An 18679-nucleotide genomic window follows, 5' to 3' on the forward strand; every position below is an offset into this window, starting at 1 on the left:
GTTATCAACTATGTAATAGTTCAATAAAAATAATAACAGATTCTAAAACAATTCCTAAAATTGATAATATTTTTCTACATTCCCATTTGATAATTATCCGTTGATAATTTGGTGTTAATTTTTTTAGTTCAGTTAGTAACTTCTCTGTGTGTTCTGCTTCATCTTCAATCAACAACCCCAGTTTTCTATAATTCTCTGATTGTGATAAAACCCGATAGAAATTGACTTGGAATTTCTCTAACACATACATGAATGCTAGTTTATCTATTAACGAATATAAATTAGGATGTTGAAACCAGAAAAATAGTTTGGTGAAGAAGAATTTCTCATAAACCAACCCAGCTATTTGATAATTTTTATTGCTAGAATCCCAACCTATTTTAGTCCAGGTGATGGATTGCTGTTTAGAAAATAAAGCATTAGCAGTTAATTGTAACTTATTACCAAGTAATGAGGAAATAATCATCGCGTGATTGTACTCACTTTTTGACATTTCCTCAAATAAATTTTGCAACTCTGGGTAAAGTATAGCTTGTTTTCTCAGTATTAAGTAAACTGCAAGTTCATTTTTCTGCAATAGAAATAACCCCCTTTGTTGGGGTATCAAAGTAAATAAACTTGCTATCAAAACATCAATCATATCTCAACAAATTAACCGTAGACCCATTGATAGTAAAGAAGGGAACGTCATACATATTATTTTTCTCTGGGTTTCTACAGCCAAAGTGTATCCACTTATATTCAGGGGTGACATTTAAACGAACTTGTCCACCAGATTCAGTGAGTTTAATAATAGCCGTTTCTTCTTTGCCATGTTGCTGATAATTTGGCAATTGATTCCATCTATGCACAATAATGGAGTTAGCACCTGGGGTAATGTTTAATTGAGGACTGACTTGAATATTTAACTCAATTTCAGTTGCACTACTAACATTAAATTCATAGACTTTACCCGCACCATCATGACTATAATCTGTACAAAGCATTTGTCCTGTTGTCGGAGCAAAAAACCTTTTTAAGTCAGATAGTTTTACACCTATTGGTATATGCGGTTGGTTTTCATTATGTACTAAAATTATTAGTGAATCTGATGGATTTTGAATGGCAACATTAACTTTTTCACTAATCACCAATTGAGCAGTTTTCACACTGGCATATTTAGCACCTTTGATACCAGATAAGGATAAAGTTGCAAATTCTTCTCCCTCGATGTACATATCTTGAATCGGTTTGATATCCACAAATTTAGGAGTTGTATCACCATCTGCCCAGGTCAAAGTCTGGCTAATTTTCTCTATGTCTTTACCTACGGTGGCAGTTTCAGTTTTGGCATTAACTTTAACTGATACATTCCCTGTTGCCCCATCTGTACGTAATACTTGTACTCGTTCTGTCAACCATTCACCAGATTCGGTAATCCGATAAATTGGTTGGCTAAATTGTAAAATTCCTGGTGCTATCGGCATTTATAGATTCCTATTGTTTCAAAAATAACCCCGAACTTGTAGTCCGAGGTTATAAAAGCGGTCTAAGTTTGAGTTAACAATGCACTGGCATAAACAGTTTCCGTGCCAACTGTTCCCACAATGAACATTCCCACGCTGGGGTCAGCAGGAGCATCAACATAATAGATTTTAGGATTGGTGACTTGTTTAAACGCCGCATACAGTTGGACATAATATTCAACTGATTCTGCTTCTGCCGCTAACGTTTCCAAACTGGCAGTTCCCGCACTAAGTAATTCGCCTTGATCATTCAATGCCTCAATCGCATTCAAAGCCAATGGTTTAAATACTTCGTCTAAGGTCTTTTGAACAATTGTCCTGGTTTCCAAGAACTCTTTAGTTGGGGCAACCCCAGCATTTTTGGTACGGAGTGACCTATCCAAAGACAGGATTTTATCGTTATCTATAACAGCTTTGGTAGTGCTGATTTTTAAGGGAGAATCAGACTCACTTTGTCCCCAGAAATTATAATCTTTGATAACGGCTCTGATAGAAGAAGCAGCCTTACTCGCAGTTAAAAACATCTCAATTCCTCGTCTTGAACTTTGACTATTTTAACCAAAAACTGCCGATTTAGCAGGGATAATTCGAGTTTTTTAATACTATTTCTTTCTGAGATAATTGCTGAATTATTATGTTAATGATTTGCTGAAAACCAGTATTTGATTAGACTAAAGTATCAATAAAAATATCAATAACAAATAATGTTATTCTGTTATTCAATAACAAACTATGATATAGTTAAATAGTGGGAGTTACCCCACCATAATGCTATTTACTTTGCCAGTCGTCGAGTGCTTGATTCAATTTGTTAGCCAAAGATTTCGCTTTTCTCTTAGGTAAACAAAATCTGATGGTAATATAAACAAGATGAATTATGATAAATCACATCATAACTTTTACCAGAAGAACCAAGAATCGCCGAGAATCTGTCTTTGGGACATTCACTAATTCGTTGATGGTGTCCATTATCAAGAAACGGTAATTGCACCGCAACCAAAGCCATTTCTTTCATTAGTATTCCCCAGGTAACATCAACACACCCTGAACAAGAAAAAGTTTGATTTCAGATAGGGGAAAATCAGTAAAGTCAATATCCTGTCTGACAGGTGGTGTGATTCCTATATTGGGTGTATCCCCCCAACAAGTGACTACCGCTTGATGATGAGGTTGGGGTTTGATAAATTCATGACTGTCACCAACCATCAAATACCATAACTGAAAATTTCTGAGCATTTGATCAGTTAATAGTTTCTTGGTTTGATAACTAGCAATCACATCTATTAACCAATAACACTGCGCTTCTTCTGCTAAATACTGAACCCCGTCGGTATAGCGAATACCTAACAAATGTCGGTAATAATTATCAGTACCAGTAAAATGCTTGAGAGATTGTTGTAATTCTTGTGCTGAAATCATGGTAAAATACCAAAGAGAACAGCACCTCAAAGCGATAGCATTTACCTAATTGCTACCGACACCCTACCATTGGATTGAAGATTAATAGTAGCATTAGCTTCATCCAATTGAGTTTGTAACTGTGCTAACCTTTTACCAAGTTCATTATTTTTAACAATCAAATCATTACGTTCTTGATATAACCCATCCAACTTAGTCCGAATCTCTTCACTATCAGCTAATTGTTGTTTATTAAGATTTATATAGGCTTCTTTAAGTTCCCCTCGCTGGCGTTCACATTCAGCCCTATGGAAATTAAGCTCAAGTTGTAATCCCGGAAAATCTCTAAGTTGTTGTTTTAACAATTCATTCTCAGTAACTAGATATTTCATTCTGTCACCGACAACCGAGGAGTCAGCATTTTGGTAGGCAAGTCGGTAAACAGCGATCGCCCATTGGTTCATAGCAGTCAAATAATCCCCTGGAATATCGGACACATCGAGAACCCCGTCATCAACAGATTCAAGAATTGCGGTGATTAGGCTTTTTTCGTTGCTTTTAAGTGCCATGTTCTCAGCCCGCCATTGACGTAAGAAATCACAAACCGTGTCAGAACTGCCACCAATGCCGTAAATGTATTTTAAAGCTGATTGCACACTACGGATAACAATACCAACCTGATTCTTTTGTAAAACAGCACAAGCAATATCAACCATTGATTTAGTAATACTATTGTACTGCTTAGTTTCAATATCAAATCCGGTGAGGTCGAGTTCCTGGAATGTTGTTGGTAGTTTCATAGCGCACCTTAGTATCTATACAAAGTATGTAAGGTTAACTTTACATTGTCAAGAATCATCCTCATGAGGAAAAGCCAGTGCCAGTTCAGTCAGGGTGCATTCAAGGATTTCGATAACAGCCAAAGTTTCTGCTGGTGATAAGTTGGGGATTGCATGACCGTTTACCCAAGCACTCACAGCCTGTCGTGAAAGTGGACGACCGGAAATGGTACGCCAGGCATTCTGTACAAGTTCTACAAACTTTTCTTGAGTTAAACCCCGATGTTCCAACAGTTTGATAAACTTGGTTCTTTTTGCCATTCAAGCTAACCTTGAAGTAAGGTTCACTTGACATTATCACATATATGGAAAAATCTATGATTAAAATATAAAATTCTTATATAAGTAAGCAATAGACAGTGTTTTATTAACCAATAAAGTCAATAAATCAATGAACTTAAACCGAGCTTAATAGAGAACACACTAATACAAGCAAACTAAGATTTTCTGATGATATCGGCAATAGCTAAAATGAGGTCTGATAATTGTTCTGTAGAAGCCGACTGAATATTATAGAAATTCGTTGCGGTAACTTGTGCTTGTCCCAAAGTTATTTGGAAACTACCATCACCTAATAACCCCTTAATGAGTTTGGCTTTAATATCTGGACTCATATCAGAAGCAAGCTGTTCCAACAAAGCCGATTTTTCCTGATGCTCCAGTTTATCCACTAAATTTTTGATGACATTGCTAATGCCTGTGTCATCCAGTTGATGGCATTGATTAAGTATTTGCTTCAAAATATCTTGACTCACCCTGGTACTCTCTATTTTCCTACTGTTGACCTGCATAAAATTATTGATACTGCAATATTCTAGCTTTTTCTTCTAGGGATACTCTATCAACACCACTGCTAAATCAATGTTTACAATCCTAACTTAGCAAATATTGGTAAATTCATACACCTTGGTAATTATGCAATTTTTTTAATAACTTCTTAGACCAAATATCATCCTTCTCTCTATTTATCAACCGGATAATTACGCTCGTATTTACACTGAATTCTTGACAAGTCTTAACTTTATTGTCTAAGTAAATACTGAGGTTATGGTAAATCATGCGGCAACTTATATCAAAACACTATGGATCATAGAATGTTGGCACTATCCACCACAAACAACTTGATAATTATATTTATTATTCGGTTTTAAGCGCAAATCTTCCGGTCAGATGAACGCAGTGATAATGCCAAAGCTTGCATAATATCTGCTTTATCTTCTTTGTCTAAAAAGGGAATTAATTTCGCTATTTCCCGTCCTTTCAAATATTTCACCATTTCTTCAGGCTGAACTTCGGTTTTTATCCCCAGTTTTATCAGTGCTTCTTTGCGAATATCCTCATCTAAGCAATCCAAAATGCTGAAATAAAAGCCAGCATATAAATCTTCTTGAAGACCCTTTATTAACCGACTTAAAGAACTGCCGCTGACTCCAGACATTTTCGATATGTTAGCTGCGGTTTGTCCCCGTGCGATCGCTTTGTTTAATGCGTCAATTAAAATTTCTCTGTGATTCATATTGCGTTATAGGTAATTTAAGATTATATTTAGTTTATAGCAAATTAGATAGTTACTGCCAATAGTACCACAACAGTATCCAACTCATTTCGCTTTAGCGTCTAACTTAGAAATTTCCATAAGTTACACACCAACGATTTTAATCTAATTACCTTTAGTTTGCAATGGGGGGTAGTCAATTTCTAAACAAATGGATCAGGTTTCTTAGTTTACGCCACTGCTTTAGCTTTTTCTTTGTTTTGCACTGTTAAAGAATGGGCGATCGCTTCCAACACCCTAGCTTTTTCTTCTGGAGGCGAACTTGCCGCAATTGCCGCTAAGTCAAAGTTCACCATTCCTAACTTAGCCAAAGTTGCTGATTTGATGTGTTGGGGCAATGAATAAACCAGCTTAAAGAAATCTCTAGACCTTATATCTTCTCTTTCTCTAGTTAACAACCGTGAAATCATACTATTGTTTACACCGGACGCGCGAGAAAGTTTGGCATTGGTCATTCCTTCACTCATTGCCTGTTCTATCGCCTCAATTAATATTTCTTTAGGTTCTAACATTGTTATTTAGCAGAATTATAGTTTATATTCTTGTTATATGGCAAAAACTAATTTTTCGGCAAGGGGGGAACTTAAATTCAGTTGTAAAGAAATACCTTAACCATAAACAGTGGCTAAGGCAAACGTTAAAAAAATAAATTTCTTAACTAAATTATGACTCATAACCAGGGATTTTTCCACTGTCTCCAGTCCGAACTAGGAGATTGTTGGATTTCAGCATCAATAAAACCGGATTTACTGACATTTCTCATCAGTGTTTTTCTACAGTCCAGCACATTGAAAGTATTTCCTACGAGGACTTTCAAGGATTTAGGGGTTGACTGTGGTGATAGCTTGGGTGGCGTACTCACCAAGATTTTTCAACCAAAAGCAATAACCAGTTATTTACTCTCAATTACTTTGGGGGTGCATTAGCCATGACTACCAAAACTCGTACCGTTCGTTATCCACAACCTATCGAGGAATCAAGAATGCAAGGTTATTTCATGATTTCTAAGCGTGATGCTGCTGTGGTTATTACCAAAAAGCTAACAGGCAGTCAGTGTCGTCTTTGGCTTTATTTGATGCTTATTGACCCGTTTGCTGATTATACCGCTGATGGTGAGGTCAAATATCACGATTTGCCTTCTGTTGCGGAAATCGCTGTGGCTATAGGTGGTTCAGTAGAATCCGTTGAAAAAGATTTAAGAAAACTTCGGAGCTTGGGGCTTTATGAATATCGCACTGTGGTCATTCAGGGTCATAACACTACTGCTGCTAATGCTAGGGCTGAGGCAGATCGGTTAAAATCTCAGTCTAAATCTAAGCCCAAACCCAGTCAGGATAACCGTTCGGCTTATTTAAGCCCCAAAGAAGATTATTTAAGCCCCAAAGAAGATTATTTAAGCCCTGAAGAAGCTTATTTAAACCCCGAAGGAGATTATTTAAACCCCGAAGGAGATTATTTAAGCCCCGATCAACAGCTAGAACCCTTGCCAAGAAATAATTTCGGCGCTCTTCAGACTAATCAAACTAACCAAACTTACCAAAACTTTCTCTCAGACTTATCAAATGGCGAGAGAGAGAACTTTGAAAAGTTTGCTTTAACAAAAGTCAAGCAATTACCTAACGTTCCAACATTGCCCCAAAGATGGATTGAAGTGCATTTTGAGGAATTGCGATCGCAGTGGGAAAAATCCCAAGGTAAAGTTTCCGCTACACAGGCCAATAAATGGGAGAACCACCCAGAACGAGAAGAATGGCTGGAGAAAATTCGCAAGTTAGGACAGTTCGGTTTCTTTGCTGAGAGTAAGCCAGAAGAACAAGAACGCAGGGAATTTTATAAGTGGGCAGATAGTAAAAACCTAGTATGGGGCGAAATCCCCAAAGTGAACCATGATCAACCATTTACCGAAGTTTGAACGTAACCCTATCAATCCTGAAGAACCCCAGGATCAGGAATTTTTTTACCCTAAGTGGCATTGTTTCTGTTGCCAAGATTCTGGCTTGGTTTCACAAAATTTAGTTCGTTTAATCATACCGAACTACGATAACAGCCAAGATAAATGGGTACTATGCCAAAACGTAGGCTGCAAAGCATTTAAACATTGGGAAAATCTACCAATTGAGAACTTTGATACTCGATTTACACCCGTAATTTGTCAGAAGTTGGATTTAAAGGACAGAGGAAACTGGCATAACACAGTACAGCGTCAGATTGATATTCGCGCCTTAGCTAAAACAATGGCAATGTCTGGAGTCGCTAACCGCACGGAAAACGAGAACCGCGAAATTCAACAACGCAAACAAGAAGCTGAAAACTTTGACTGGGCAGCGGCTTCAAAAGCATATCTAGGGAGTGAGTAAAATGACAACTCATGTACTAACTACACCTTGGAATTACCCTGAACATTGGCATGACGGTTTCTATGATGGTCACAAGATTATCTGGAAAGACTGGACCATTCCCGTTACTGACTACATCAAACAACGATATCTAAGTCCACTTTGGTATCTAAACCAACTCGTTGAACACTGGGAATTGTTGGGAGGAGTAACTTTATTCCTAAGCGATGGATCAGCAGCTTCCACAACAGAACTCAGTCAAGCCCTCAACACTGACATATCAGTTATTAATCGAACGGTGGAACTGGGGTTTTCAATGGGGTGGTTTGATATTAATGAAAAAGTCAGTTTGATTTTCTTAGAGGAAAAATGCGACAACTCGATTTATGCTCCGGCGTTGGTGCAGGTTTTGCAATTGCCGGACTCCGTGCAGGTTGGCAACTCAGGGGTGTCTGCGACAACGACGACTACTGTACAGACATCCTTGCAAAACGATTCCCCGGTATCCCCAACTACGGAGACGTGCGAGGGTTATCAGTTAGAAAACCAGGACAAATTGACGTGCTTACAGCTTCACCACCCTGTCAGCCCTTCTCCATCAACGGTAAACGATTGGGAGCAACCGACGAACGAGACTGTTTTCCCGCAGTGCTGGAAAGTATTACCAGAATCCAACCCAAATTCTTTTGTATCGAAAACGTTACCGGACTGCTCACCTGTCCACACTACCCAGGACAACCATCAGGGTCATATTTTAGGGCAGTGGTCGCAACCATTGACAGCTACGGGTACGATGCGGAATGGATTTGTGTATGTTCAGGACACTTTACCGCCCCCTTCCTTAGAGAACGACTACTTTTGGTTGGAATCTCCCGGTGCATTAAGCTCAACTGGGAAATCACGACCCCCTGGCCAAACCAAGTTAGAAACACAATTGAAAAAGCTGGGACTCTTGCACAAAGGCGAAGTGCTAAACCCGGTTATCCTCAGCGAGTGGTACGATATCCCGCCGAGTTGGCTAGACCCCTGGGAGTCCCGTCCGGCAACGGCATTATTAGAAAACAAAGACAGGCAGCAGGAAATCTTCTCGACCCCAGAATTGCGTCCGTCGGAGTTTCCAGAGTTCAATACCTTGCCAGCATCGCCGGGGACTACTGAGAAATTCTTAGAGGAAAGTTTAGGTACTGAAAACCCCGAAGATAACAGTGGGGAATTAAGTAAGGAAACCCCGACTACTGAGAAATTCTTAGAGGAAAGTTTAGGTACGGATAAATCCCGTGCCTGTGGTTGTTTATATCAATATATAGAGAACAAGAAACTCAAAAATGGGTCAATAGTTAGTTATCCCCGTGTTGACGGTGAAAGAGACAAACACAATTATGCACATTGGCGATGGGGGTATAGTTGGGAGGAGAAGATTGATGGTGAATGGAAAAACCGTTCTCTGGGAGTCCCCAACAAAATAGTTTACGCTGTTGCCAACATGATTAATCAAGGTTATTATGTGCGTGAGATTAAAGAGTTTATAACACTCAGTAAAAATAAGGGGAAATCCAATAAATAATAATTTTCCTCTAAGAATTTTTTCCAGTTAATTCCACAGTGCGAATTTAGACTTAGTATCTAAATAAAAAAACTCCCACAAAGGAAGTTTATGTACTGTTAAATTTGTACTGTTTGTTTTTGCTGTAGCGGCATCTGTCGTTCTGGCATTAATTGCAGCGGTGCATTAATAGGCGAGTATTTACAATAACAAATTACTATCATCTCAAATCCCATACTAGGAATATCAGGAGTATAGGTTTCAACATTAGTTACTTCCCAATCACTTAAACGATGATGGGTTTTAGCTTCTGGATATTCAGGATCAACAAACTGTTCAACTTTAATAAACTCTGGTGGACGATAACCAAGCGTGGGTAATGGTGTATCAGAACAATCATAGTGTTCAGCTAAAGTTTTGGTTAAAGAACCGGTGTGAGCATATTTCCTATTTTGCCAACCTGGTTGACGTTTTTCAGCCCGGAAAACAATCCATCTACGCATCGTCTTTTTCCTCGGTATCGTAATATGATTTGGGAAACTCTGTTTGACCGTCAAATACACAGTCTACTGGCAAAATCTCGTTACCAGTTTCTTCCACGTCAACAAGTTTCCAACCGTACTTTTCTGCCATTTCATCGCAACATTCCTCATCGGCGGCTGCATGACGTGATTTATTTTGGTTCTGGGGTTCTGGCATATCTACTCAACTTTATCATCAGAATTATTGCGGATTCTGTCAGCCATTGCCTCCCATAAATGTGCAATTTCATCTTTACTGTTAAGATTGAATTGATAGACAGTAGTAGCGTGAACCTGAGAATTTACCATTGTGATATTACAACTACTATCATCTTTGACAGGGAATAATTTCTTGACTAATTTGGCTTTTTCATCTATGCTCAAATGTTCCATCACAGTTTCTAAGAATGCTAACTTTTGTTCACCGCTTAACTTATCGTAATGACTTCTATCCATAATCTTGACCTAAATTATATTTGATGATTATAACATAATTGTAGTAATCATATAAATCTAGAAAAATATTGTCATGATATAATAGAATCAGAATAATTAATATTTGATAACTTAACTTTGGGATTTTCCTCTAAGAAAATATTGACAGTAGCAGATGGAACAACTTAGTTTATTTTCAGCCACCGAGTACAAAACATTAAGAAGTCAAAAACCAGTGATGGATGCTGAAGCCCTACAGCAGTGGAAATCACGGGTCTTTACTTATCAACAGCGCATTAGAAACACCGAACCACCACAGCAGGTAAGTTTGTTTGACGTTCCATCTTCTCACTGTAATCCTGAAGAGATTAACCCTTTTAAACTACAATTACAGTCAATGGCGTTTTATAGAATGCCCGATAATTATGGTCAATCTGCCCTATATTTTGTGATTGATTCTGCTGCGGAAATACTGCTTTATGTTGGGGAAACCTGCCAAAGTAACAAGCGGTGGAAGAATACCCACGACTGTAAAGAATATATTGGTAGTTATCAAGAATTACATTATAAATATGATATAACAACAGCTATTAATATCGGGTTTTGGTGGGATGCCCCAATAGACAGAAAACCACGTCAAGCATTAGAGCAAAAGATGATTCAGACTTGGCGATCGCCTTTCAATAAGGAAATGTGGGAACTTTGGGGTCAACCTTTTAAACATTGTTAGATAGTAGATAATCAGGGGATTACTAATAGAAAATCCCTGAAGTCAATAATAGATTAATGACAGTGATAACCACCGCTTCTGGAATCATGATGACACCCAGCCCGATTGGTTCTGCCAGAATGAGAAAATGCTGGACTAATTGCCGACAATAACACCATTGCTACTAATGGTACAACGATTAACTTTTTCATCTTGATGTTTTGTAAATAAATGTAACTACTGGACAATAACATTAATGTCAACATTAAACACAAAGAATATCAAAACTTTAAGAACAGCAAAATCTTATGTGTATTCACTTAAAACCACCCTGGTTAGTTATTGTTTACTAGGGTTCTTGGATAACCTTGTGATGGGACTGAAAAATTCTTAGAGGAAATGCCAAAGTAATTATTGTTTTAGTGTAATCACTGAGGAATTTTCTTAGAGGAAAAATGAAATCTAGTTATATTACACAGAATATGTTAGTTTATATACAAATACATCAATAAATAAAAAACAAAGATATGAAAAAAATACTGAAATATGGGATACCAACAGCGATGATATTTACTGTGTTAGTGGCGGATATACTACCAGCATTATCAAACCCAAAACCTAAGTATTCCAAATGTAAGAATAGTCAAGAGTATTGCTTACGACGGGGGGATAGAGGTGAATTGGTTAGTCAATTCATTGGTGGTTTAATCTGCGTTGGTATTAATATTAATACTGAAAGAAAAGATAACCCTAATAATGCGGTGTTCACTCAAACAGTAGAAAATGCAGTCAAAGAATTTCAGAAAATTGCCAACATCAAACCCGATGGCATTGCTGGACAGGAAACTGTCAAAGCTATTCGATATGGTTGTTAGGTGATTGACATTGTTTAGTAGCGATGACTTTGCTAACAATTATGAACTGATTATTGCTCAAAGGTGATCACTACACTCGTAGTAGACATCCCCGAACTTTTCCTCTAAGAATTTTCTAGTTATTATGTACTATAAAAATTTCCTCTAAGAATTACGAGGCAGTCACCACAACTGCCCCCATACTTAGTTAAAACCATCAAGTCTGCGGACATCCCAAGGCAAAGACCGACGACTTTGGTTCAAAATTGATTGATACCCCTCTGGCGATAACCAAGAACCATCTTCTAACTGTACATAATCTGGTGGCACTTCTTCCTGTGGTGTGAATGCTGGCAGTGTCCAAGGACGTTTGGGTTTGACACCGGGTACTAATTGCAATTGCTCTTGAATCTCGTTGAGTTGTTGGGTGATGGGAGTTAGGGATTTTTCAATAGCGGTGGTGATTATGGCATTCAGAAATTCCTGATTTACCTCAACAGAAGCAGTTTCCGCCATTCTGGTTTTGATAGCAAAGTAAGTTTGAGCAGCCGCAATTTCTGATTTTCGGGGGTCGCCATTCATGGCTGTGAGGTAACACGCATACCGTGATAATTTGTAATCAGATTGTTTAGAGCCTCCTCCCTGTGGTCGTTTCACCAGATTGCCACCGTCGGCAAAGTGGTCATCAATGGTGTAACCTGAGTTCTGACAAGCTAACTTTGCTCGTTCAATTGTTTCTTCAAACCGTCGCCATTGTGTATACCCCAATAATGGTTGTAATTCACGGGCTAACCAATACTCATTACCATCTTCATCAACTTGTTTAATCTTATCAAATGGATTTGTACCTTCAGTAAAAGCGATTAAATTCATAACAATCCTTGTTGGCTTAGTGTTTGATTGGAATTTTTCAGTAGCGGCATTTGTAGTAAATAACAGATCATCAGTAAATAACTACCCTGCTTTTATAGTTATTCGTGATGGGTCTGCAATCATTACTAGCAAAGAATTTGAGCTTGTTTTAAGGTTTCATTCGTGATGCTGTTATCTTCCCAAGTAACTCGGATACCCAATGTAAAACAAGACTCTTCTACTAACTGCTGAAATTGTTGGTGTGTATCTCCAAATAAATGTAATCGCTTTTGGTGGGATGGGTAATACACGGCATAACACATTACTTGACCAACAGCGTGTTTCCAATCAGATGCTTGTTTTATCTCGATAATTTCTGTTGAAGTTAGTACATCTATATAACCAACAGGCACTAATACATTAATTTTTGCTTGTGATTCTTTTTGAAAATGTAGTTGGATTTTACGCTCAACACTTTGGTAAGAATTACGCTTCTTGGAATCTGGTCTTACTCTTAGGTTTTTGGTATCTTCAATACTTTTTTCAAACGATTCCGTTAATGTTAAATTATGTGAAAGCAAAGATTTGATTTGTGCAAATCTCATTCTTACAATATTTCTACCTTTGTATTTTCTGGCACTACAAGCAAAATATTCAAGGATAGCAAAGCAGACATCAAAGCTAACTAATACTGTTCCATAGCAGTCAATTGGTAAACTCCGTAATTGTTTGCCAATAAAGGGTTTTAGGGTATTTTGAAGATCATTCATAATGGGGTCAGAATCCCTAAGACGGTTTAATGTCTGGGTAATGGCAGATTTATCTACCCCACAAAACTGAGCTAAAGCTGTTACACTCATGCCACTGACACCATCACTAAAACGGGTGCAGTAACTTTGGTCTATGGCTTCGCCACGCAAGCTATCGTTGGTTTTCTCTATTTGTGTCATGATGAGATTAACTTTGATAAATGGTTTGGGCGATTGCAACTTCTTGGCGGGAGGGCGATCGCCTTTGTCATAACTATTATAATTAATCTTATGTGTTCTGTACAGATAAAAAACTAATTATCATGTAAAATAAAAAATAGCTGATGTATTTTGCTTTAATAAGGGCGTAAATATGACAATAACTACTGTGGGAAGACCAAGAAGAAACCGACCAACTGACCGTGTTAATTACAAACTTGATAGGGACATCAGGGGTATTTTGTCACGGATAGCCGACCGTCAAGGTAGAACCGAGGGCGCACAGGTAGAGCAAATGATTTTGTTTTATGAAGCCTGTCAGCGTCTTAATTATGAAGGGGAATCCATCACAATGGATGCAATAAACGCCAAAGTTAACCAAATATGGGATGAATTAATAAGTAATGAGTAAATTTTGTTTCTATCTCTGAGATTCCACTGTATTTGATTTTTCCTCTAAGAATTGTACTGATATATGCTGGAACTCCTACACTCAATAAAGTCTAGTAAATCGGGACAAACAAGCACTCGCCTACAACACTGACATAGCTAATAACAAAGTATAAACAATATAAATTCATCAGGGTATGCAATACGCACTATTAACAAAAATCGGTGGGGAATTAATAGAGGCATCTAGGGCTGATTATCAGGACTATTATGGCTTTCTCAAATGCCCTGAATGTAATGAACCTGTATTTCTACGCCAGGGGCATTTAAGACAGCGTAAACAAATTAAAGCCAGTTTTGTCCATCATAAGGCAGTCCCGGAAATCAGTGCTTGCGAATTGAGAATAGGCAAATATAGCAAAGAAGATATTGAAGCTTTTGCATCTAAAGCTAAGAAGCAACGACTTCAAAAACTTAATATTAGTATGTGGAAATATGTAAAAACCAATATGGCAGTAAACTTCAAAGATTATGATAAATTGAAAACCCAGACTAAAAATGTCAAAAGTTATCAGGGTTTATTAGTTTATGCTGATAATTGTCTTACCAATAACGTTGAGTTTATTGTTGATAATTTAATACCACAAATTGGTAAAGTTATTAACAATAAAAATGCTGCTGTCGGCGAAATTATGGGGTTACTAGATAAATTCAATAGTTTTGTTAATGATTTAAAATCAGACTGGTTACTACATGAGAAAATAGCCAAAGAAGCCGCAGGGTTATTTCTATCACCGCAGATGAAGGAAATCAGATATAGAGCTTTGGTGGTGTTATGTTACCCTAAGAATATGGAATTATTGAATAGGGATCTAGTTGAGTTAAATATGCAAAGTGAGACATGGAATAAGTTATTTACCAATTATATTACACTACAAATCGCTTTGGTTTTCATTAGTATTAATTGGATAAAATTGTTACCTTAATCCTAAATTATAAGGTTTTGAAGATTTGCGATCTGCTTGCAGCAGCGCTTCGCTATCACTAACCAGACCGAAGGTATTGCCATTCAACAAAGAGATGTGGAATGATTTTAATGGAAAAAATATGGGATTGGGGATTAAGAAAGCAATTGCTGATGCTATAAATCATCTAAAGAATTTTTTTGCCCAATCTATATCATAAGGTAAAGGAGGTTTCACAGGACGATAATCTTTTTCATCGGTTTGCCCGTGCAGTAAAACAGCATTAACAACTATACAAGGTTCTTCACTAAGATTAATTGCACCATGTAATACCCCCGGAGGAATTGTAATAATTGTTGGTTCTTTTTCACTCAAAAATGTATATTGATATTCACGGTTGTGCAGAGTAGTTATGAGAATTTGTCCCTTCACCACTAATAATTGATCCGTTTGATGTCTATGGACAAACATATTATCTATGAAATTACTAGCAATATGAACCAACGCAGTTTGATTACTGTTGGCTAGAGAATAAAATGAAACCATACCCACTGTCATGGAATCTAATTTGCGAAGTTCAATTCTTTTATTGGCAGTCATTTTCATCCCTCGTGATTGTCCTAATTGGGTAAATCTAGCGAGCGTGCCATGAGAAACAAATAGCACAAAACCTCAGTTTTTAAGATGACTAAAACCTTGATTCTTTCTAATTTGTGTGACTTTTAACAAATGTATTTGATTTAGGTATAGATTATTTCATAAAAACCAATAGCTGAAAGTATATTTAGTAACATTAAGAATAAATAAATAAATTTCCAGTGTAAAATGACCACATAGGGGAAACCCTACGGTTCTTCCCACACCTCCATAAACTGTTCCCATTCCTCATCGGTTTCCGGGGGTTTATTTTTCACCAATCCCACTATCCGTGTTAATTTCCTGGCCTGTTGTTGGGGTTCACCGAGTTCAATTAGTTCAAGTTCTAAATTAGGATCATAACCCTGTGCTGCTAATTCGGCATATTCAGTATCTGTGATGTTGAGATTGTGTATCATGATTTCCCTCAAGAATTTGGTAGATGTTGATAGGTGATGTCTACGGCGAGTGTTCGCGCAGCGTCTCGAAGAGAAGTGATCGCTAACAAAAATTCCCAGTAATCATTAAATACTTATTCAATTGTATCAGGGTGTCTGAGATGATAATTTTCTGTAATATTTGTATTCTTCTATGGTGTTTATAAGTAATTAGCAGTGTAATGTTTATGATCAAACACTTTAGGCGAGTGTATCCTTAATATGAGGTTATCTACTAAGGTGTGAGGTGATTTATGAGTAAAATGCGTTCATTTATCTGTGGAGCAGTTGGTTTTGGTACTGCTGTATCTGTGATATGTTTTAATACCAATACAGTATTAAATCCCAAATTATCATCCACTACGATTGCAGCTACTCCATTTAAGACCCTAGCTCAAAATACGTCTCAGTGTTCCAGAGAGGGAAGGACACAAGCCAGCATATCATTTGTTAACGATACTAATCGTCAAGTTGATATTTATTGGGTGAATTATCAATGTGAAGAAGTTAAGTATTATACTCTCCGTCCAGGACAATCTTACAATCAACGGACTTACATAACTCATCCTTGGCGTGTCCGTGACTCACAGACAGGCAGAATACTCAATGAAGTAGTGACTAGACAAAGAAATTCACAGTTGAGAGTTTCCAGATCCCAGACTTCACCAAATTCACAGCCTAGTAATAGTAATAATACTGTTAATGCTAATAATTCAGTTGGTAATCAGCAAGAATGTAATGGTCAGCAAATTTTAACTTCTAGATCCTGTGTTGGGGATGGTCTAGATTCTGAAGAACAGCGTTTATACAATTTAGTCAATCAATATCGCGCCCAAAATGGTCTACCTGCAATTCCCTTTTCTCCATCTTTAAGTTTGGTGGCAAATCGTCATGTGCAAGACTTACAAAAAAATATCAAAACAGTAACACACGGTTGGAGTAATTGTCCTTATAATGCCTCTAACCAAGCAACCTATGATTGTATGTGGAAAGCTCCCCAGCGTTTTGGAACTCCCTATCCTGGTAATGGTTACGAAAATGTTCATGGTGGTTCAGGGGGATATAAAGCTAATGCAAATTCCGCTTTAGAGTCTTGGAAAACCAGCAGTGCCCATAATGCAGTTATTCTCAATCAAGGTATGTGGCAAAATAGACCCTGGCAAGCCTTGGGAATAGGTATTTATGGGGGCTATGCTGTTCTGTGGTTTGGAGAGGAAGTTGACCCTGCTGCATCTTCTCGATAGATTTGGTTTGTAGGTGATCGCTACTATCATAGTTTCCCTCAAAAACGGGGTGCAATGACTACGGCGAGTGAAGCGATCGCTTAGGTTTCCTCTTAGGAATTAGTTAGTGAATTATTGGTACTTTGTTATAATCATAAAATAACAGTTTAATTGAAAGCAAATGAAGTTTTTATCAACGAGCTTGTTTGGACTAACAACTATATCATTCTTGTTTTATTGTTATCCACCTGCATTCGCATTTGTATTTAATAACGTTTCGGCTATGCTTCACAGTCGGTCAGAAAACACTATTGGTCCCCGCATCTATCTTATTTATGATGTAGATGAGAAAGGTTCTGATCAAGATAAACTTGACAAAAAAGTTTTTCCATAACTTGAATGTTGCAAAACCACTATCAGGTTTACCAATCAGCCTGTACCCTTAGTTTCTGCCATTAGCCAATTTAGGTAATCCTGATTTCCTTGTTCAATTGGTAAAGCCACCACACAAGGTACTTCATAAGAATGCACTGATTTCACCTTTTCCGTTAATTCTGCAAATAAATCACGGCGGGATTTCATAATTAAAATAGCTTCTTTTTCTACTTGCAATTCACCGTTCCACCAATAAATACTGTCCATACCGTTAATTATGTTGGCACAGGCAGCAAGACGGGCTTCTACTACGGCTTTACCTACGTTAAGGGCTTCGGCACGGTCTTTACAAGTGACGTAAACAAAAATAAATTCCATGTTTTGACTATTAAATGGTTATTATATCTGTTTGGGGTGCTTATTGATAATTTTCTTGGGAGAAATATCGAGCAATACCCACACTGAACAAAGCGATTCTTGCGGAGTGCTTCACTACGTCAAAGTTAAAGCATTGTATCTAAAGACATAATTCAATTTATGACCCTAGACTCAAGCATTGAGCAGACCAATATAGCAATATTGAATTATTTAGCACTGATTAATGAGGTTTATTATGATTATCTCAAATCCAGTTGACAAAACCGCAAATATTAGTTTTCAAAAAGACACACTACTTATAGAATTAACTGCTGAAGAGTCTTCTAGTATTGTTGGAGGGTTTACAATTAGAAATGATTCAGGAGGTACAAGGCGTTTTTATAATTTAGGGGCAAATGTACCAGCGCAAGTGCAAACTTTACAACCTAATACAGAAGGCACTTATGATGGAGAATACATTATATATAACACATCAAAGACCGGATTTGAACCTGTATTAGTAAAAGTAGATCCCACAAAAACAGCAACTTTTCGTCAGGAAGGAAATGGTATAACTGTTGCTACTGATACTCCCAGTCTTTACATTTACAAGGGGTAATATTTAATTTTATCTCTTGGAGTACAACGATTTCTTAGGGTTTTCTCTCAAGAATTGCGATAGCGAAGTGCTGTTGTAAATAGTTCGCTATTGCCAAGCACTTCGTAGGAATCATTAAATTTTAGGACTATCAGAATAGATTCAGAAATTCCGTAACAACAT

The 18679-nt window shown here is 37.5% G+C and carries 29 protein-coding genes; 10 read left to right on the top strand and 19 right to left on the bottom strand.

Annotation, left to right across the window (positions count from 1 at the left end; translation table 11 throughout):
• Positions 1-4: 4 nt before the first annotated feature.
• From FJR11_RS19780 to FJR11_RS19825, 10 genes are all read right to left on the bottom strand, one after another.
• The gene (locus FJR11_RS19780) at positions 5-577 is read right to left on the bottom strand and encodes a hypothetical protein (RefSeq protein ID WP_217358249.1); all 573 of its coding nucleotides are present in this window, start codon (positions 575-577) and stop codon (positions 5-7) included.
• Positions 578-632: 55 nt separating this feature from the next.
• Positions 633-1466: a Calx-beta domain-containing protein gene (locus FJR11_RS19785; RefSeq protein ID WP_168506808.1), complete on the bottom strand. Its 834-nt coding sequence runs from the start codon at positions 1464-1466 to the stop codon at positions 633-635.
• Between the two features lie 62 nt (positions 1467-1528).
• Positions 1529-2029 (bottom strand): hypothetical protein, encoded by a 501-nt coding sequence (locus FJR11_RS19790; protein ID WP_168506809.1) that lies wholly within the window; start codon positions 2027-2029, stop codon positions 1529-1531.
• Positions 2030-2340: 311 nt separating this feature from the next.
• Complete coding sequence (locus FJR11_RS19795) at positions 2341-2520, bottom strand: hypothetical protein (protein ID WP_168506811.1); 180 nt, start codon at positions 2518-2520, stop codon at positions 2341-2343.
• Positions 2520-2924, bottom strand: coding sequence for a DUF6876 family protein (locus tag FJR11_RS19800; protein WP_168506813.1), 405 nt, complete (start codon positions 2922-2924; stop codon positions 2520-2522). Before FJR11_RS19800 ends, FJR11_RS19795 begins: the two co-directional genes overlap by 1 nt.
• A gap of 41 nt (positions 2925-2965) precedes the next feature.
• Entirely contained in the window at positions 2966-3703 is a 738-nt protein-coding gene (locus tag FJR11_RS23340; RefSeq protein ID WP_174763142.1) for a hypothetical protein, read from the bottom strand.
• A 48-nt stretch (positions 3704-3751) separates the two neighbouring features.
• Positions 3752-4003: a helix-turn-helix transcriptional regulator gene (locus FJR11_RS19810; RefSeq protein WP_168506815.1), complete on the bottom strand. Its 252-nt coding sequence runs from the start codon at positions 4001-4003 to the stop codon at positions 3752-3754.
• A 176-nt stretch (positions 4004-4179) separates the two neighbouring features.
• The gene (locus FJR11_RS19815) at positions 4180-4497 is read right to left on the bottom strand and encodes a hypothetical protein (RefSeq protein ID WP_168506817.1); all 318 of its coding nucleotides are present in this window, start codon (positions 4495-4497) and stop codon (positions 4180-4182) included.
• Positions 4498-4889: 392 nt separating this feature from the next.
• Positions 4890-5258: a hypothetical protein gene (locus tag FJR11_RS19820; RefSeq protein WP_168506819.1), complete on the bottom strand. Its 369-nt coding sequence runs from the start codon at positions 5256-5258 to the stop codon at positions 4890-4892.
• A gap of 209 nt (positions 5259-5467) precedes the next feature.
• Positions 5468-5809: a hypothetical protein gene (locus FJR11_RS19825; RefSeq protein ID WP_168506821.1), complete on the bottom strand. Its 342-nt coding sequence runs from the start codon at positions 5807-5809 to the stop codon at positions 5468-5470.
• 416 nt (positions 5810-6225) lie between these two features.
• Here FJR11_RS19825 and FJR11_RS23345 point away from each other — a divergent pair, with 416 nt between their 5' ends.
• From FJR11_RS23345 to FJR11_RS23935, 4 genes are all read left to right on the top strand, one after another.
• Entirely contained in the window at positions 6226-7209 is a 984-nt protein-coding gene (locus FJR11_RS23345) for a hypothetical protein (RefSeq protein WP_174763144.1), read from the top strand.
• Positions 7184-7654: a hypothetical protein gene (locus FJR11_RS19835; RefSeq protein WP_168506823.1), complete on the top strand. Its 471-nt coding sequence runs from the start codon at positions 7184-7186 to the stop codon at positions 7652-7654. Before FJR11_RS23345 ends, FJR11_RS19835 begins: the two co-directional genes overlap by 26 nt.
• 348 nt (positions 7655-8002) lie before the next feature.
• Positions 8003-8791 carry a DNA (cytosine-5-)-methyltransferase gene (locus FJR11_RS23930; RefSeq protein WP_168506825.1) on the top strand — a complete coding sequence of 263 codons (789 nt, stop codon included), beginning with the start codon at positions 8003-8005 and terminating at the stop codon, positions 8789-8791.
• Positions 8766-9197: a hypothetical protein gene (locus FJR11_RS23935; RefSeq protein WP_168506827.1), complete on the top strand. Its 432-nt coding sequence runs from the start codon at positions 8766-8768 to the stop codon at positions 9195-9197. The genes FJR11_RS23930 and FJR11_RS23935 overlap by 26 nt, the downstream gene beginning before the upstream one ends.
• A 98-nt stretch (positions 9198-9295) precedes the next feature.
• Here FJR11_RS23935 and FJR11_RS19850 read toward each other — a convergent pair whose 3' ends face one another.
• The 3 genes from FJR11_RS19850 to FJR11_RS19860 are packed head-to-tail and all read right to left on the bottom strand — an operon-like array spanning position 9296 to position 10153.
• Positions 9296-9679: a hypothetical protein gene (locus tag FJR11_RS19850; protein ID WP_168506829.1), complete on the bottom strand. Its 384-nt coding sequence runs from the start codon at positions 9677-9679 to the stop codon at positions 9296-9298.
• The gene (locus FJR11_RS19855) at positions 9672-9875 is read right to left on the bottom strand and encodes a hypothetical protein (RefSeq protein ID WP_168506831.1); all 204 of its coding nucleotides are present in this window, start codon (positions 9873-9875) and stop codon (positions 9672-9674) included. Before FJR11_RS19855 ends, FJR11_RS19850 begins: the two co-directional genes overlap by 8 nt.
• A 2-nt stretch (positions 9876-9877) precedes the next feature.
• Positions 9878-10153: a hypothetical protein gene (locus FJR11_RS19860; protein ID WP_168506833.1), complete on the bottom strand. Its 276-nt coding sequence runs from the start codon at positions 10151-10153 to the stop codon at positions 9878-9880.
• A 154-nt stretch (positions 10154-10307) separates the two neighbouring features.
• Here FJR11_RS19860 and FJR11_RS19865 point away from each other — a divergent pair, with 154 nt between their 5' ends.
• Positions 10308-10862, top strand: a complete 555-nt coding sequence (locus FJR11_RS19865) for a GIY-YIG nuclease family protein (protein WP_168506835.1) — start codon at positions 10308-10310, stop codon at positions 10860-10862.
• A 53-nt stretch (positions 10863-10915) separates the two neighbouring features.
• Here FJR11_RS19865 and FJR11_RS19870 read toward each other — a convergent pair whose 3' ends face one another.
• Complete coding sequence (locus FJR11_RS19870; protein WP_168506837.1) at positions 10916-11053, bottom strand: YHYH domain-containing protein; 138 nt, start codon at positions 11051-11053, stop codon at positions 10916-10918.
• 315 nt (positions 11054-11368) lie between these two features.
• Here FJR11_RS19870 and FJR11_RS19875 point away from each other — a divergent pair, with 315 nt between their 5' ends.
• Positions 11369-11716, top strand: coding sequence for a peptidoglycan-binding protein (locus tag FJR11_RS19875; protein ID WP_168506839.1), 348 nt, complete (start codon positions 11369-11371; stop codon positions 11714-11716).
• Between the two features lie 183 nt (positions 11717-11899).
• Here FJR11_RS19875 and FJR11_RS23350 read toward each other — a convergent pair whose 3' ends face one another.
• Both FJR11_RS23350 and FJR11_RS19885 read right to left on the bottom strand, forming a co-directional pair.
• Positions 11900-12568, bottom strand: coding sequence for a BRO family protein (locus FJR11_RS23350; RefSeq protein WP_174763145.1), 669 nt, complete (start codon positions 12566-12568; stop codon positions 11900-11902).
• Between the two features lie 125 nt (positions 12569-12693).
• Positions 12694-13497: a hypothetical protein gene (locus FJR11_RS19885; RefSeq protein WP_168506841.1), complete on the bottom strand. Its 804-nt coding sequence runs from the start codon at positions 13495-13497 to the stop codon at positions 12694-12696.
• A 172-nt stretch (positions 13498-13669) separates the two neighbouring features.
• Here FJR11_RS19885 and FJR11_RS19890 point away from each other — a divergent pair, with 172 nt between their 5' ends.
• Both FJR11_RS19890 and FJR11_RS19895 read left to right on the top strand, forming a co-directional pair.
• The gene (locus tag FJR11_RS19890; protein WP_168506842.1) at positions 13670-13927 is read left to right on the top strand and encodes a hypothetical protein; all 258 of its coding nucleotides are present in this window, start codon (positions 13670-13672) and stop codon (positions 13925-13927) included.
• 175 nt (positions 13928-14102) lie between these two features.
• Positions 14103-14891 (top strand): hypothetical protein, encoded by a 789-nt coding sequence (locus FJR11_RS19895; protein WP_168506844.1) that lies wholly within the window; start codon positions 14103-14105, stop codon positions 14889-14891.
• A 162-nt stretch (positions 14892-15053) separates the two neighbouring features.
• Here the strand turns inward: FJR11_RS19895 and FJR11_RS19900 are convergent, their stop codons facing one another.
• Positions 15054-15470, bottom strand: a complete 417-nt coding sequence (locus FJR11_RS19900) for a cupin (protein WP_168506846.1) — start codon at positions 15468-15470, stop codon at positions 15054-15056.
• A 245-nt stretch (positions 15471-15715) separates the two neighbouring features.
• Positions 15716-15925 (bottom strand): hypothetical protein, encoded by a 210-nt coding sequence (locus FJR11_RS19905; protein ID WP_168506848.1) that lies wholly within the window; start codon positions 15923-15925, stop codon positions 15716-15718.
• 272 nt (positions 15926-16197) lie between these two features.
• Between FJR11_RS19905 and FJR11_RS19910 the strand changes: the two genes are divergently transcribed.
• Positions 16198-17187, top strand: coding sequence for a CAP domain-containing protein (locus FJR11_RS19910; RefSeq protein WP_168506850.1), 990 nt, complete (start codon positions 16198-16200; stop codon positions 17185-17187).
• Between the two features lie 408 nt (positions 17188-17595).
• Here the strand turns inward: FJR11_RS19910 and cutA are convergent, their stop codons facing one another.
• Complete coding sequence (cutA, locus tag FJR11_RS19915; protein WP_168506852.1) at positions 17596-17919, bottom strand: divalent-cation tolerance protein CutA; 324 nt, start codon at positions 17917-17919, stop codon at positions 17596-17598.
• A 235-nt stretch (positions 17920-18154) separates the two neighbouring features.
• Between cutA and FJR11_RS19920 the strand changes: the two genes are divergently transcribed.
• Entirely contained in the window at positions 18155-18517 is a 363-nt protein-coding gene (locus tag FJR11_RS19920; RefSeq protein ID WP_168506854.1) for a hypothetical protein, read from the top strand.
• Positions 18518-18679 lie beyond the last annotated feature (162 nt).

Origin of the sequence: Anabaena sp. UHCC 0187, assembly GCF_009712035.1 — a bacterium.
Classification (GTDB): Bacteria; Cyanobacteriota; Cyanobacteriia; order Cyanobacteriales; family Nostocaceae; genus Dolichospermum.

What these genes read in the sequence shown, in the direction of transcription:
- FJR11_RS19785 (WP_168506808.1), bottom strand. Translation starts at nt 1,466, where the DNA reads ATGCCGATAGCACCAGGAATTTTACAATTTAGCCAACCAATTTATCGG.
- FJR11_RS19790 (WP_168506809.1), bottom strand. Translation starts at nt 2,029, where the DNA reads ATGTTTTTAACTGCGAGTAAGGCTGCTTCTTCTATCAGAGCCGTTATC.
- FJR11_RS19795 (WP_168506811.1), bottom strand. Translation starts at nt 2,520, where the DNA reads ATGAAAGAAATGGCTTTGGTTGCGGTGCAATTACCGTTTCTTGATAAT.
- FJR11_RS19800 (WP_168506813.1), bottom strand. Translation starts at nt 2,924, where the DNA reads ATGATTTCAGCACAAGAATTACAACAATCTCTCAAGCATTTTACTGGT.
- FJR11_RS23340 (WP_174763142.1), bottom strand. Translation starts at nt 3,703, where the DNA reads ATGAAACTACCAACAACATTCCAGGAACTCGACCTCACCGGATTTGAT.
- FJR11_RS19810 (WP_168506815.1), bottom strand. Translation starts at nt 4,003, where the DNA reads ATGGCAAAAAGAACCAAGTTTATCAAACTGTTGGAACATCGGGGTTTA.
- FJR11_RS19820 (WP_168506819.1), bottom strand. Translation starts at nt 5,258, where the DNA reads ATGAATCACAGAGAAATTTTAATTGACGCATTAAACAAAGCGATCGCA.
- FJR11_RS19825 (WP_168506821.1), bottom strand. Translation starts at nt 5,809, where the DNA reads ATGTTAGAACCTAAAGAAATATTAATTGAGGCGATAGAACAGGCAATG.
- FJR11_RS23345 (WP_174763144.1), top strand. Translation starts at nt 6,226, where the DNA reads ATGACTACCAAAACTCGTACCGTTCGTTATCCACAACCTATCGAGGAA.
- FJR11_RS19835 (WP_168506823.1), top strand. Translation starts at nt 7,184, where the DNA reads ATGATCAACCATTTACCGAAGTTTGAACGTAACCCTATCAATCCTGAA.
- FJR11_RS23930 (WP_168506825.1), top strand. Translation starts at nt 8,003, where the DNA reads ATGCGACAACTCGATTTATGCTCCGGCGTTGGTGCAGGTTTTGCAATT.
- FJR11_RS19850 (WP_168506829.1), bottom strand. Translation starts at nt 9,679, where the DNA reads ATGCGTAGATGGATTGTTTTCCGGGCTGAAAAACGTCAACCAGGTTGG.
- FJR11_RS19855 (WP_168506831.1), bottom strand. Translation starts at nt 9,875, where the DNA reads ATGCCAGAACCCCAGAACCAAAATAAATCACGTCATGCAGCCGCCGAT.
- FJR11_RS19860 (WP_168506833.1), bottom strand. Translation starts at nt 10,153, where the DNA reads ATGGATAGAAGTCATTACGATAAGTTAAGCGGTGAACAAAAGTTAGCA.
- FJR11_RS19865 (WP_168506835.1), top strand. Translation starts at nt 10,308, where the DNA reads ATGGAACAACTTAGTTTATTTTCAGCCACCGAGTACAAAACATTAAGA.
- FJR11_RS19870 (WP_168506837.1), bottom strand. Translation starts at nt 11,053, where the DNA reads ATGAAAAAGTTAATCGTTGTACCATTAGTAGCAATGGTGTTATTGTCG.
- FJR11_RS19875 (WP_168506839.1), top strand. Translation starts at nt 11,369, where the DNA reads ATGAAAAAAATACTGAAATATGGGATACCAACAGCGATGATATTTACT.
- FJR11_RS23350 (WP_174763145.1), bottom strand. Translation starts at nt 12,568, where the DNA reads ATGAATTTAATCGCTTTTACTGAAGGTACAAATCCATTTGATAAGATT.
- FJR11_RS19885 (WP_168506841.1), bottom strand. Translation starts at nt 13,497, where the DNA reads ATGACACAAATAGAGAAAACCAACGATAGCTTGCGTGGCGAAGCCATA.
- FJR11_RS19890 (WP_168506842.1), top strand. Translation starts at nt 13,670, where the DNA reads ATGACAATAACTACTGTGGGAAGACCAAGAAGAAACCGACCAACTGAC.
- FJR11_RS19895 (WP_168506844.1), top strand. Translation starts at nt 14,103, where the DNA reads ATGCAATACGCACTATTAACAAAAATCGGTGGGGAATTAATAGAGGCA.
- FJR11_RS19900 (WP_168506846.1), bottom strand. Translation starts at nt 15,470, where the DNA reads ATGACTGCCAATAAAAGAATTGAACTTCGCAAATTAGATTCCATGACA.
- FJR11_RS19905 (WP_168506848.1), bottom strand. Translation starts at nt 15,925, where the DNA reads ATGATACACAATCTCAACATCACAGATACTGAATATGCCGAATTAGCA.
- FJR11_RS19910 (WP_168506850.1), top strand. Translation starts at nt 16,198, where the DNA reads ATGAGTAAAATGCGTTCATTTATCTGTGGAGCAGTTGGTTTTGGTACT.
- cutA (WP_168506852.1), bottom strand. Translation starts at nt 17,919, where the DNA reads ATGGAATTTATTTTTGTTTACGTCACTTGTAAAGACCGTGCCGAAGCC.
- FJR11_RS19920 (WP_168506854.1), top strand. Translation starts at nt 18,155, where the DNA reads ATGATTATCTCAAATCCAGTTGACAAAACCGCAAATATTAGTTTTCAA.